11 protein-coding genes are annotated in these 12,170 nt (G+C 53.0%); 7 read left to right on the top strand and 4 right to left on the bottom strand.

Going from position 1 to position 12,170, the window contains the following annotated elements:
* Positions 1-169: 169 nt before the first annotated feature.
* From ACFQ88_RS30590 to ACFQ88_RS30575, 4 genes are all read left to right on the top strand, one after another.
* Positions 170-556, top strand: a complete 387-nt coding sequence (locus ACFQ88_RS30590) for a winged helix-turn-helix transcriptional regulator (RefSeq protein ID WP_239634156.1) — start codon at positions 170-172, stop codon at positions 554-556.
* A gap of 116 nt (positions 557-672) precedes the next feature.
* Positions 673-1,377 carry a GntR family transcriptional regulator gene (locus ACFQ88_RS30585; RefSeq protein ID WP_379460285.1) on the top strand — a complete coding sequence of 235 codons (705 nt, stop codon included), beginning with the start codon at positions 673-675 and terminating at the stop codon, positions 1,375-1,377.
* Between the two features lie 21 nt (positions 1,378-1,398).
* Positions 1,399-2,478, top strand: coding sequence for a mannonate dehydratase (gene uxuA / locus ACFQ88_RS30580; RefSeq protein WP_379460283.1), 1,080 nt, complete (start codon positions 1,399-1,401; stop codon positions 2,476-2,478).
* A complete protein-coding gene (locus tag ACFQ88_RS30575; protein WP_379460281.1) occupies positions 2,472-3,320 on the top strand; it encodes an SDR family oxidoreductase in 849 nt (282 codons plus the stop codon). The genes uxuA and ACFQ88_RS30575 overlap by 7 nt, the downstream gene beginning before the upstream one ends.
* A 54-nt stretch (positions 3,321-3,374) precedes the next feature.
* Here the strand turns inward: ACFQ88_RS30575 and ACFQ88_RS30570 are convergent, their stop codons facing one another.
* The 3 genes from ACFQ88_RS30570 to ACFQ88_RS30560 are packed head-to-tail and all read right to left on the bottom strand — an operon-like array spanning position 3,375 to position 5,734.
* Positions 3,375-4,352, bottom strand: coding sequence for a GNAT family N-acetyltransferase (locus tag ACFQ88_RS30570; protein ID WP_379460279.1), 978 nt, complete (start codon positions 4,350-4,352; stop codon positions 3,375-3,377).
* A gap of 25 nt (positions 4,353-4,377) precedes the next feature.
* The gene (locus ACFQ88_RS30565) at positions 4,378-4,860 is read right to left on the bottom strand and encodes a GNAT family N-acetyltransferase (protein ID WP_379460277.1); all 483 of its coding nucleotides are present in this window, start codon (positions 4,858-4,860) and stop codon (positions 4,378-4,380) included.
* 28 nt (positions 4,861-4,888) lie between these two features.
* Positions 4,889-5,734 (bottom strand): AraC family transcriptional regulator, encoded by an 846-nt coding sequence (locus tag ACFQ88_RS30560; RefSeq protein ID WP_379460468.1) that lies wholly within the window; start codon positions 5,732-5,734, stop codon positions 4,889-4,891.
* 140 nt (positions 5,735-5,874) lie between these two features.
* Between ACFQ88_RS30560 and ACFQ88_RS30555 the strand changes: the two genes are divergently transcribed.
* Complete coding sequence (locus tag ACFQ88_RS30555) at positions 5,875-7,158, top strand: Gfo/Idh/MocA family protein (protein WP_379460466.1); 1,284 nt, start codon at positions 5,875-5,877, stop codon at positions 7,156-7,158.
* Between the two features lie 173 nt (positions 7,159-7,331).
* Here ACFQ88_RS30555 and ACFQ88_RS30550 read toward each other — a convergent pair whose 3' ends face one another.
* The gene (locus ACFQ88_RS30550) at positions 7,332-8,297 is read right to left on the bottom strand and encodes a D-2-hydroxyacid dehydrogenase (RefSeq protein WP_379460275.1); all 966 of its coding nucleotides are present in this window, start codon (positions 8,295-8,297) and stop codon (positions 7,332-7,334) included.
* Positions 8,298-8,482: 185 nt separating this feature from the next.
* Here ACFQ88_RS30550 and ACFQ88_RS30545 point away from each other — a divergent pair, with 185 nt between their 5' ends.
* Positions 8,483-10,225, top strand: coding sequence for an ABC transporter ATP-binding protein (locus tag ACFQ88_RS30545; protein WP_379460273.1), 1,743 nt, complete (start codon positions 8,483-8,485; stop codon positions 10,223-10,225).
* A 40-nt stretch (positions 10,226-10,265) separates the two neighbouring features.
* Positions 10,266-12,089: an ABC transporter ATP-binding protein gene (locus ACFQ88_RS30540; RefSeq protein ID WP_239635358.1), complete on the top strand. Its 1,824-nt coding sequence runs from the start codon at positions 10,266-10,268 to the stop codon at positions 12,087-12,089.
* Positions 12,090-12,170 lie beyond the last annotated feature (81 nt).

Below are 12,170 nucleotides of genomic sequence, written 5' to 3'. Positions count from 1 at the left end.
TGACCCCCTCGGAGGTAGATGAGGGGGTCATAGTATTACTGGCTCCACCTTCAATAGTAACCTCCAGGTAACCCCGTTTCGTGCAAGTGCCTACTTCCCAAACGGATACTGAGGAACTAAACTATACTTAATTACTTTATTGCATATAAGAGAATGGAGGCGGATATGGATGGCAAGCGATGTAAAAGAAAGAATTAATTTGAAGGAAATTAATTGCGAGAAAGAGCTCACATTAGCCGTCATAGGAGGCAAGTGGAAGCTGATCATCCTGTGGCATCTCGGTTTGGAGGGCACGAAGCGGTTCAGCGAGCTGAAGAAGCAAATTCCTAACATAACACAAAAAATGTTGACGAATCAGCTGAGAGAGCTTGAAGAGGATCAGCTGGTGCAGCGCAAGGTGTATCCGGAAGTACCGCCGCGGGTGGAATATTCCATGACGGAATACGGACAGAGCTTAATGCCCGTTCTCAAATTGATGTATGAGTGGGGGCATAATTATAGAAGAGACGTCATCTGGAAAGAGGAGCCGGAGCTGTGTACGGGGAGCGGATTGTGATCCGCTTTTTATTTTCAATTGACTTGTATACAAGAATGTAAGTATACTTGAAAAAACAAACGATCAATGCAATCATGGCTTAGTTCAAAATTGTAAATTTGGAGGTGCTGTCTATCATGACGTTTCTATCGCCGCTGCCTCCGCCTATTCAGCGCAAATCCCTAGGAGATCAGGTCTACGACACGATCAGGGAAAGCATCGTATCGCTGCGTGTGGAGCCGGGGAGCATGATTTATGAGAACGAGCTGGCGGAGCTGCTCAATGTAAGCCGTACGCCTGTCAGGGAAGCGATCCGGCTGCTGGTAAGCGAGCAGCTGCTCGATGTGCTGCCCCAACGGGGAACAAGAATCGCGTTTATTTCCGAGCGCAAGGTGAACGAGAGCCGCTTTATCCGCGAGCATTTGGAGCTGGGAGCATTCCGGCTTGCAGCCAAGCTCTGGAATCAGGAGGCTCATGCCGAGGTGAGCCGAACGGTTCATAGCTTGATCGAGCGGCAGGAGCAGGCTTGCGCCGAACAGCGGGTCGAGCTGTTCCTTCAGCTGGACGAGGCGTATCACCGGGCTATTCTCGAGGTGACGGGCAACCTGACGCTGCTGCAGGTCGTGAATCAGATGCGGGGACATCTGAACCGCGTACGCTTTTTGGCGTTGAAGCAGTTTCACTATATGAACGACGTGATAGAGGAACACCGCGGCCTGATCGAAGCGCTGGAGCAGGGCGATGAGCAGCGGACGGTGCAAAGGCTGGCGCAGCATATAGGCAAGCTGGATCACGAGCTGCCGGAGCTTCGCAAGGCGTATCCGCATTATTTTGTCAACTAAGACCTGGGGGAGGCTTGTCTTATGAGGATGGTTTTTCGATGGTATGGGGAAGGAAATGATTCGGTAACGCTGCCGCAGATTAAGCAAATCCCCGGTGTGGAGGGAATCGTCTGGGCGCTTCATGACATCCCTGCCGGTGAAGTATGGCCGATGGACCGGATCTTGCAGCTGAAGGAGCAGATTGAGGGGCACGGGTTCCATATCGAGGTTGTGGAAAGCGTCAACGTGCATGAAGATATTAAGCTCGGCTTGCCGAGCCGGGACAAGTACATAGACAACTACAAGCAGACGATCGAGAACCTTGGGAAGGTCGGTGTCACAACGATCTGCTATAACTTCATGCCCGTATTCGATTGGGTGCGGACCGATCTGCATAAAGAGCTGGAGGACGGCTCCACGGCGCTCTTTTACGAGAAGGCCAAGGTGGACGCCATGAACCCTTCCGAGCTCGTGCACAAAATTAACGAGAATCCGGATTTTACGATGCCCGGCTGGGAGCCGGAGCGGTTGGCGAGGCTGTCCGAGCTGTTTGAAGCCTACAAGGACGTAACCGAAGAGAAGCTGTGGGACCATTTGCACTATTTTTTGGAACGCATCATTCCTGTCGCGGAGGAGAACGGCATTCGAATGGCCATTCACCCGGACGACCCGCCTTGGCCTATATTCGGGCTTCCGCGGATTATGACCTGCCGGGATAATTTCCGCAAGCTGTTGAAGCTGGTCGACAGTCCGTATAACGGGATCACCTTATGCAGCGGGTCTCTTGGAGCTAATCCGGCTAACGATATCGCCGGGATGGTAAGGGAATTTGCCGACCGCATTCCTTTCGCCCATATTCGCAATGTCCGCCGATACGACAACGGGGATTTCATTGAAACCTCGCACCGGGCACGGGACGGCTCCGTCGACATCTGCGATATCGTGAAGGCTTATCACGAGAATGAGTTTACAGGCTACGTCCGTCCCGACCACGGAAGGCATTTATGGAACGAGCAGTGCAGGCCGGGCTACGGATTGTATGACCGTGCCCTTGGTATCATGTACTTATGGGGAGTATGGGATTCGCTGGAACGAACGAAACGGGGGAGCGTATCATGTTAACGATTCATGAGCATTTAAAAGGGAAAGTAGCCGTCATTACCGGAGGAAGCGGAGTGCTGTGCTCGGCGATGGCGAAGGAGTTGGGGCGGCAGGGAGTCAAGGTCGCCGTATTGAATCGAACCGCGGAGAAAGGCGAGAAGATCGCCTCGGAAATAAGGGAGGCCGGAGGTGAAGCGATCGCCGTTGCTTGCGACGTGCTGAATGTCGAGAGCGTCAAGAGAGCCGAGCAAACCGTCGCCGAGACGTTCGGTCCTTGCGATATTTTGATCAACGGCGCAGGCGGCAATCATCCGAAGGGGAGTACAACCAACGAAACGTTCAAGCTGGAAGATCTGGACAACAAGGAGATCACGACGTTTTTCGATCTAAGCGAGGAAGGCGTAAGCTACGTATTCAATTTGAATTTTCTCGGCACGCTGATTCCCACCCAAGTATTTTCCCGCAAAATGATTCATAGACCGGGAGCGGTCATCATCAATATGTCCTCCATGAGCGCCCCGAGCCCCATGACGAAGGTGCCGGCCTACAGCGCGGCCAAAGCGGCCATCGAAAATTTCACGCAATGGCTTGCCGTACATATGGCGGACGCCGGAATCCGCGTCAATGCCATCGCACCGGGGTTTTTCCTGACGGAACAAAACCGCAGGCTGCTGACGAACGAAGATGGCTCCTTAACGGAGCGGTCTCATAAAATTATTACCCATACGCCGATGAGGCGCTTCGGCAAGCCGGACGATCTTCTTGGGACGATGCTCTGGCTGGCTGACGATACGATGTCCGGCTTCGTTACAGGAATAACCGTCCCCGTGGACGGAGGATTCATGGCCTACTCGGGCGTGTAGCTTCGGAACCGCTCTCCTCACACCGTTTACTGTGAGGAGGGCGGTTTTTTCGTTTTAGCGGTTGTGGATGTGACCGTGACCGGGACTGTGAAACCAATTTACCATCCGGAGCTCGCTGTAGCTGACCTTCCAGCCTAGCTTCTCGTTCACGCTCGCCATTGCGGGGTTGGTGGAGCGGGTGGATGTATAAATAGAGCGAATGGAATGCCGTTTCGCAAAGGCAATGACCGATTTCTTGAGGGCCGTTGCAATGCCCTTGTTGCGGTAATCGCGGCGGACAGCCGTATTCCCTTGGAATGCGTAAGCTTCTTCCGCAGAGGGATACAACACCGTATACCCTGCATAGTTGCCGCGGTCTATTGCGATGAAAAATGCATCCGGTACGAGATCCGGTTTGTGAAGCCAACCCGTATCCGTATTGGGCTGCCGCAAATGGACCGGAAGCTCTGTCGGGAAATCCGTATTCGTATCCAGCACAAGCTCAGTCAACGCTTCCATGCAATCGGGTCGTTCACGACACTCATCGGCCATGCTGCGGATGATAATGGAGCTGCCGCTGACATTGGCAGGCTGCTTGGTGGATTCGGACTCCAAGTCCAAGGCTGCAACGTCGAGACCATAATGGACCATGCGGTGATCCTCCCGGTAGCCTGCGCTTTCGTAAAACCGCCGCTCATCCGCAGACGTACCGAATACACGGGCTTCAACGGAATAAGGAGCTGCAGCTATTATATCGAACTCCACCGCTTCGTAGAGCACCGGATAATAGATTTCTCTCGTTTCGCCTTCGTGTGCAACGACTTCGACCCGCAGCTTGACCATCGGGGCTATTTGCTCAGCCAACAAGGCGTACCCGAGCAAGGCTCCTGAAGAACAATCCCGCAGCACATAGCGGGCTATCATCTTTTTTGAATCCAACTGCTCAGCCAAGGAGAAGGCTCCGTGTCTTCCTGCCATATGCAGCTTGGAGAGAGCTTTGACATGATCGTAATCGGAAGCCAAGAGCGGCTGTACCTGAATCTGAATCGACATGGGAACCCTCCTGCTAAAATGTCTACTACAGCTGCAGCTCCATCCGCCGGTTGCGCGTTGTCAATCCGTACGATTCGTACAAGCGGATCGCGTCCGAGTTGAATTCCGCAACGTTAAGCTCTAACGATGATGCCCCAATATCTCGTGCATAGCGGATTGCATATTCCATTAATGACGCTCCAATCCCTTGTCTGCGGTACGTATCTTTGACACAAAGATCATTGACGTACAGATACAGCCGGGGCGTCCGGAAGACCGGTCCGGCAGGCGCAAGCTCCTTGTTCAAAATCATATAAGCCACAAGCTCGCCGCTCCCGTTTTCCGGCTCCGCAACGATCACTTTCGTTTTTTCCGCCGCTAGATACGTTTCGATGGAACGCTCGCTATAAGAGTTAGCGCTTACAAACAAGTCGGGCCTTGCTTCGGCATGAACATCGTCCAGCTGTCTTCGCAGGACAATCAGTTCTTTCGCATCATGAAGAGCGGCTTCCCTCAAACGGTAGTTCAATTCGTTCACGATCCTTTCTATTGGATGGTTACTGCACGTAGAGGCGGTAATCCCTCGGCGTCATCCCTTCATGGGTTTTGAACATTTTCGTAAAATAGCTTTGGCTGCAAAATCCGACCCGCTGGGCAATTTCCCCGGTAGGCAGCTTAGAGGACGCGAGAAGCTCCTTGGAGCGGGTCAGTCTGTATTTGATCAAATATTCGAGAACGGAATAGCCGGTCGATCTTTTGAAAATACGCGAGAAATAATACTGGCTCAAATGAACGGCGTCGGCGACCTCCTCCAGCTTGATCGGGAGCTGGTAATGGTTCTCGATGTAATCGATCGCCTCCCGGATTTCCTTCGGATAATCGGGCGATACGTTGGGGGACAGCACGGCATCGCGCTCCATCTTGGTTACGAGCAGCTCCGACAGGATGCGGGTGATATACGCAGACGCGGATACCTCCAGCCCGACCGGACGCGTCTGAAACATATGGAACAGCTCCCGGAACATGGAATGGACGGCGTTGGTGTTGCGAACCTGCAGCACCGGCTGCTCCTGGCATCCCAGCATCGCATAATAATCCGCAGCTTGCATTCCGCCGAAACGGACCCAGAGAAGCTCCCATGGATCGTCGGGATCGGCATGATAGCAATGCTCTTCGTTAAGATTCAGGAGGAAAAGGTCGTTTGGCTTCAGCTTGTATTTGCGGTCTTTTCCTTGAACATAGCCGGACCCGCTGACAACGAATTTCATCTGATAGGCATAAAAAAAGCGCCGGTCCACGACATACGATGGCTTGCATTTGAACCAGCCTACGTCTTGGACGAAAAACATGCATTTTTTCGCGGTTTCGCTAGGGGAATGGGTTATTGTCTTATAAAAATACATCAAGTCCGTCACACCGCCTGGAAAGAGCAAGATTGTTATAAAAATAGGGCAAGGTTGCTTCAAAAGCTGCGCGATGAATGCGCTATACTTTTGATTATAGCATGTTACCCTACTACATTTGCCGGGAGAAGTGAAAAATGATGAAACAGCTGACCGCCATACTGCTGGGGGCAGGGGCAAGAGGAGCCCGCAGCTATGCACCCTACGCCCTTGATTATCCTCACGAGCTGAAGTTTGTAGCCGTTGCCGAAAAGGATCCGGCGAGAAGGCAAGAATTTGCTCAAGCCCACGGCATTCCCGCCGAGCAATGCTATGATTCCTGGACGCAGCTGATGGAGCAGCCGCGTATGGCGGACATCGCGGTCATCTGTACGCAGGACCGGATGCATTTTGAACCGACGATGGAAGCATTGGCCAAGCAGTATCACGTTCTGCTGGAAAAGCCGATGTCTCCCGATCCCACGGAATGCGTGCTGATGGAGCAAGCAGCCAAGAAGCACGACCGATTGCTGACGATATGCCATGTGCTTCGTTATACGCCATTTTGGACCGCAATCAAACGGGTCATTAAAGAAGGGCGGCTCGGCCAAATCGCCTCCATTCAGCTGAACGAAAATGTCGGCTACTGGCATATGGCTCACAGCTTCGTGAGAGGCAACTGGCGCAATTCCGATACGTCCAGTCCGATGATTTTGGCCAAGTCGTGCCATGATATGGACGTCTTGTCGTGGCTCATGGACGAACGATGTACGAGGGTGAGCTCATACGGCTCACTGATGCATTTTCATTCCGGCAACGCACCGGAAGGAGCTCCATCCCATTGTATCGACGGCTGTCCGGCCGAGTCGGACTGTCCTTATTATGCTCCGCGGTTTTATCTGGGCGAAGGGAAGAGCTGGGCGAAGCATTTTACGCAGGAGCTGACCCGTGAGAGCATCGTCCAAGGCTTGAAGGAAACCGATTACGGACGATGCGTGTACCAAAGCGACAATAATGTAGTGGATCATCAGGTTGTGAATCTGGAATTCGCCAGCGGAGCTACCGCGATGTTCAGCATGTGCGGCTTTACGCGCCATCAGGAGCGGCGGATTCAAATTATGGGCACCCGTGGCGAGCTGCGCGGCGAAGAAGGCCGGATCGTATGGATGGACTTTCTGACGCATGAGGAGCATACGATCGACATTCCCAAGCAAACGAGCGGTCACGGCGGCGGAGATAGCGGCATTGTCAAAAGCTTCCTTCGCGAGGTGCGCGAATACAACGGCGAGGAGAGCCTTACGTCTGCGTCCGCTTCCGTCCGAAGCCACTTGCTTGCTTTTGCAGCGGAGGAGTCCCGCATGAGTAACGGCCAATCGATTGACATCGATGAGTATTATCAAAAGGTTTTGGCTTCCGGAACTTCAGGAGTCTCCGGAACGAAATGAAAATAAAAAGGAACAGCCCGGCCCTTTAAGGGTCAGGCTGTTCTTTTTGTTTACCACATTGGAAAGTTTAAGTTTGGTAATCGATAAAGTGTATCGAAGATCTTTCCCATTGGCGATAAAACCTACCATTGAACGCGGTCGTGCATCTTTGAATGGCCTCGAAAGAGGTTTTATCAAGAGAGAGGGTTGACAACGTTGTCCGTCTTCCCGGCGAGGAAGGATCTGACATTGTCGACGGCCGTCTTCATAAGTCTTGCCCGCGCTTCTTTCGTAGCCCAAGCGATGTGCGGCGTAATAATGCAGTTCTTCGCGGTAAGCAGCGGATTATCTGCGCCCGGAGGCTCGACGGACAGCACATCCAGTGCGGCTCCGGCAATCCTATGATCATTCAGAGCATCGGCCAGATCCTGCTCTACGATCAACGGGCCGCGCGAGGTGTTGATCAGGAACGCGGACGGCTTCATCAGCGCCAGCCGGTCTTTATTAATCAAACCCGACGTTTCCGGCGTTAAAGGACAGTGGAGGCTGACGATATCCGACTCCTTCAGCAGTTGCTCCAGTGTAACCCATTCCACGCCTTCGACGGGAGCAGGGGTCCTTTTGCCGCTTCCTACAGCCAGTACACGCATATCCATCGCATTCGCGATTCGGGCGGTTTGGGTGCCGATTTTGCCGAGACCGATCATGCCGATCGTTTTCCCCGACAGTTCCGTGAGCGGCGATCTCGTGAAGCAAAAGTCGGTGCTGTTTGTCCAATCTCCGGCTTTGACCGCCGCGTCATGACGCCCGACATGATGGCACAATTCGAGCAGCAGCGCAAATACGAACTGCGCAACCGAATGCGTCCCGTAGGTAGGCACGTTGGTGACGGGAATGCCTCTCGAGCGCGCCGCTTCCGTATCCACAATATTGTAGCCTGTAGCCAGAACCCCGATATATTGCAGCTTCGGAAGCTTCGTCAATGTCGATGCGTTAAGCGGAGTTTTGTTCGTCAGCACGATCTCCGCATCGGAGGCTCGCTCTACAATAAGCTCCTGCGGCGTACGGTCATAAATCGTAAGACGGCCAAGTCCGGACAAGCCGTCCCAGGTCAAGTCTCCCGGATTCAGCGTAAATCCGTCCAATACTACGATGTTCATGCACGGTTCCTCCCTTAGATACGAAAAAGTACGAAATGAAGCGGTACAAGCTCATTATACTATGATTCGGCCGTACGGCCACTCCCTAATGAAGACGCTCCCAAGCAAAAAGGGAGTGACAATTTACTTTGAAAGGAGTATGTTTTATATAGTGAAGCTAACTAATTTGGGAGGGGAACTTCGACTTGTCATTTTTCCGGAAATATGTAAAGAAATATTGGAAAATGTTTATTGTGGCCGTGCTCTTTCTGACTTGCGAAGCATTGGCCGACTTGACTCTGCCGACGGTCATGTCGCATATAATCGATGTCGGCGTGGCCGACAGGAACATGAATTATGTGCTGAGCATGGGCGGGTTCATGCTGCTGATTACGGGGCTCGGCGCCTTGGCGGCAACAGGCAGGAACATTGTGGCGAGCCGCGTGTCGCAGGCGTTCGGCACCGAGCTGAGACAAGATCTGTTCGGTAAAATACAAACGCTTTCATTCGAAAACATCGATCAGTTCGAGCGCGCTTCGTTGATTACGCGATTAACGAACGATGTGACACAGGTGCAAAACTTTACGAACGGGATGATGCGGATTTTCGTCAAAGCGCCGTTGCTGTGTATCGGAAGCTTGATTATGGCAGCGCGTCTCAACTCCCAGCTGGCTATCGTATTGGCAGTAGTAGTTCCCATTGTCGCCATTCTGATTGCCTTGAATATGAAAATCGGGTTTCCGCGGTTTATCCGCGTCCAGAAGGCTCTGGACAAGGTGAACGGCGTTATGCGGGAATATTTGTCCGGCGTGAGGGTTGTGAAGGCCTTTAACCGGTTCGATTACGAGGTGGAGAAGTTTCAGGACGTCAATCAGTCGTATCAGGCTCGTTCGATCGAGGCGATGCGGGCGATGGCGATCTTCAACCCGGCCATTATGCTGACGATGAATCTCGGCATTATTGCCGTGCTGTGGTTCGGAGGCTGGGGCGTTGACCGGGGCACGATTCAAGTGGGAAATATCATTGCTTTTATCAACTACATGACGCAAATTTTGTTTGCTCTTATGACGATTTCCATGGTGTTCAATATGTTCGTGCGGGCCAAAGCATCGGCGCTGCGCATCGGCGAAGTGTTCGATCAAGACAACAAGATGTCTTGGCGGGAGGAAACCGAGCTCGATCCGGCTGCCCAAGGAACGATCGAGTTTGACAATGTCAGCTTCTCCTATGAAGGAGCTTCGGGCGACCCGGTTATTAAGCATATATCGCTGACGTGTCTGGCTGGCGAAACGGTAGGGATTATCGGATCGACCGGCTCGGGCAAAAGCAGCCTGGTCGGCTTAATCCCGCGCTTTTACGATGCGACCTCGGGAACGATCCGGGTGGGCGGCGTCGACGTGACTCAAATCGATCCCGCCAAGCTCAGGGAGAAAATCGCGATCGTCCCTCAGAAAACCGTGCTGTTCACCGGGACGGTGACCGAGAACATCCGCTGGGGCAAAGAGGACGCTACGATGGAGGAGATTGTCAAGGCATCCGAAGCGGCGCAAGCGCATCCGTTCATCACTTCGTTCCCGGAAGGCTACGAGACCCTTCTGGGGCAGCGGGGAGTTAACTTTTCGGGCGGACAGAAGCAGCGGGTATCTATAGCAAGAGCTCTTGTCCGGAAGCCGGAAATTCTCATTCTGGACGACTGTACGAGTGCCGTCGATACGGCGACGGAGGCGAAAATCAAGGAAGCGCTGAAGACCTATACCCAAGGGCTGACGTGCCTTATTATCGCTCAGCGAATTACGTCGGTTATGGATGCCGATAAGATCGTCGTGCTCGATCAAGGAGAGATCGTCGGAATAGGAAAACACGACAGGCTGATGAAAGAATGCCTAGTCTATCAGGAAATTTATCAATCTCAGATGGGGAAGGAGGTACACAAAGATGTCGAAGCCTAATGAATCGTCCAGAGAGACGCAGACACCTCCCGATTTGCCCATGATGGGGCCAGGGAGACCGGGCGGATTCGGAAATCGCGCCAGAGGCGGTCCGGTTGCTAAGCCGAAGCAGTTCAAAGCGACGCTTAAACGAATGTGGCAGTTCGTCGGCCACCAGCGCAAACGTCTTGCGATTGTGTTTCTGTTTATATTGGCGAGCTCGGTGCTTACGCTGACAGGTCCTTTCCTTATCGGCCACGCTATCGATGCCATGACGGCGGCGGATGGTGGAACGGTTCACTTTCAGCTGCTGGAGCTGTTTATATTGGGACTTGCCGCCGCTTATTTGATCGACGGGGTGCTGACGTTTTTACAAAGCTGGTTTATGGCGGGCTTATCGCAAAGAATCGTCGGGCATCTGAGGGCCGCATTGTTCGAGAAGCTGCAGAAGCTGCCGCTCGGATTTTTTGATTCGAAGCCTCACGGCGAAGTGATGAGCCGGCTGTCGAACGATATCGATAACGTGAGCAATACGATTTCACAGTCAACGACCCAGCTGATGTCCGGAGTCATTGCACTGATCGGATCGCTGACGATGATGCTCATCTTAAGCCCAATTCTCACGCTCGCAACGCTAATTACGGTACCGCTAGTCTATTTGCTCGGCAAAACGATCACCAAGCGAACAAGCGTCTTGTTCAAGGAGCAGCAGGCGCAGCTCGGCAAGCTGAACGGCCATATCGAGGAGACCATTTCGGGCATTCATGTCGTCAAAGCATTCAATCATGAGGACAAAGCGATACAGGAATTCAACGAAGTGAACAACAAGCTGTACCAGGTCGGACTCAAAGCACAAATTTATTCCGGCTTCCTGATGCCCCTGCTTGCCGTAATCAACAATATCGGTTTCGCTGCAGTAGCTGTCGTCGGAGGCGTGCTTGCCGTCAAAGGGAGCATTACCATCGGGGTTATCGCCAGCTTCCTCAGCTATTCGAGACAGTTCGTCCGGCCGCTGAACGAAATGGCCAATACGTATAACATTCTTCAATCCGGCGTCGCCGGTGCCGAGCGGGTATTCGAGATCCTCGATGAGAAGGAAGAGCCGGAAGATCCGCCGCATGCCAAGGAGCTGCGCAATCCGAAGGGGCATGTCGTATTTGAAAATGTCACCTTCGGCTACAGACCTGATGTGCCGATCCTGAAGCATGTCGATTTCGATTCGCACGAAGGCAGCAGTACGGCGCTTGTGGGGCCGACAGGCGCAGGCAAAACGACCATCGTCAATCTGGTGACAAGATTTTACGACGTAACGGAAGGGACGATCTACATCGACGGTGTAGACATCAAGGAGTACACGCGTGACAGCCTGAGACGATGCTTCGGCATCGTGCTGCAGGATACGTACCTGTTCTCGGGTACAATCAAGGAGAATATCAAGTACGGCAAGTCGGACGCAACGGACGAGGAAGTGATCGAGGCGGCGAGGATGGCCAACGCCGATCCGTTCATCCGGCGGCTGCCGAAGCAGTACGATACCGTGCTGTCCGAGAACGGCGGCAACTTGAGCCAAGGACAGCGCCAGCTGCTTGCGATTGCCAGAGTCATATTGGCTAAGCCGTCGATTTTGATTCTGGATGAAGCGACCAGCAGTATCGACACGCGGACGGAGCTTCATATCCAGGACGCGCTGCTCAACATTATGCAGGGCAGAACGAGCTTCATCATCGCCCACAGGCTGAACACGATCCGGGATGCCGATACGATTATGGTTATCGATCGCGGCGAAATCGTCGAGAAGGGAAGCCACGACCAGCTGATCGACCGGCAAGGAACTTACTATCAAATGTTCTTCAATCAGTTTAAAAATTTGGAAGGCTCCCATTAACAAGGAGAAACGGAAGACCAGGTGCCGTGAATGCGGCGGCCTGGTCTTTTTATGCGGCGAGATGGAACGAATGGATTTTCA

Source organism: Paenibacillus sp. NPDC056579 (assembly GCF_042793215.1).
In the GTDB taxonomy this organism is placed as follows: Bacteria; Bacillota; Bacilli; order Paenibacillales; family NBRC-103111; genus Paenibacillus_S.
Note: the sequence above shows the minus strand (reverse complement) of the source record. Positions and strands in the feature narration are given on the sequence as shown.

What these genes read in the sequence shown, in the direction of transcription:
- ACFQ88_RS30560 (WP_379460468.1), bottom strand. Translation starts at nt 5,734, where the DNA reads ATGTATTTTTATAAGACAATAACCCATTCCCCTAGCGAAACCGCGAAA.
- ACFQ88_RS30590 (WP_239634156.1), top strand. Translation starts at nt 170, where the DNA reads ATGGCAAGCGATGTAAAAGAAAGAATTAATTTGAAGGAAATTAATTGC.
- uxuA (WP_379460283.1), top strand. Translation starts at nt 1,399, where the DNA reads ATGAGGATGGTTTTTCGATGGTATGGGGAAGGAAATGATTCGGTAACG.
- ACFQ88_RS30570 (WP_379460279.1), bottom strand. Translation starts at nt 4,352, where the DNA reads ATGTCGATTCAGATTCAGGTACAGCCGCTCTTGGCTTCCGATTACGAT.
- ACFQ88_RS30575 (WP_379460281.1), top strand. Translation starts at nt 2,472, where the DNA reads ATGTTAACGATTCATGAGCATTTAAAAGGGAAAGTAGCCGTCATTACC.
- ACFQ88_RS30550 (WP_379460275.1), bottom strand. Translation starts at nt 8,297, where the DNA reads ATGAACATCGTAGTATTGGACGGATTTACGCTGAATCCGGGAGACTTG.
- ACFQ88_RS30555 (WP_379460466.1), top strand. Translation starts at nt 5,875, where the DNA reads ATGAAACAGCTGACCGCCATACTGCTGGGGGCAGGGGCAAGAGGAGCC.
- ACFQ88_RS30585 (WP_379460285.1), top strand. Translation starts at nt 673, where the DNA reads ATGACGTTTCTATCGCCGCTGCCTCCGCCTATTCAGCGCAAATCCCTA.
- ACFQ88_RS30540 (WP_239635358.1), top strand. Translation starts at nt 10,266, where the DNA reads ATGATGGGGCCAGGGAGACCGGGCGGATTCGGAAATCGCGCCAGAGGC.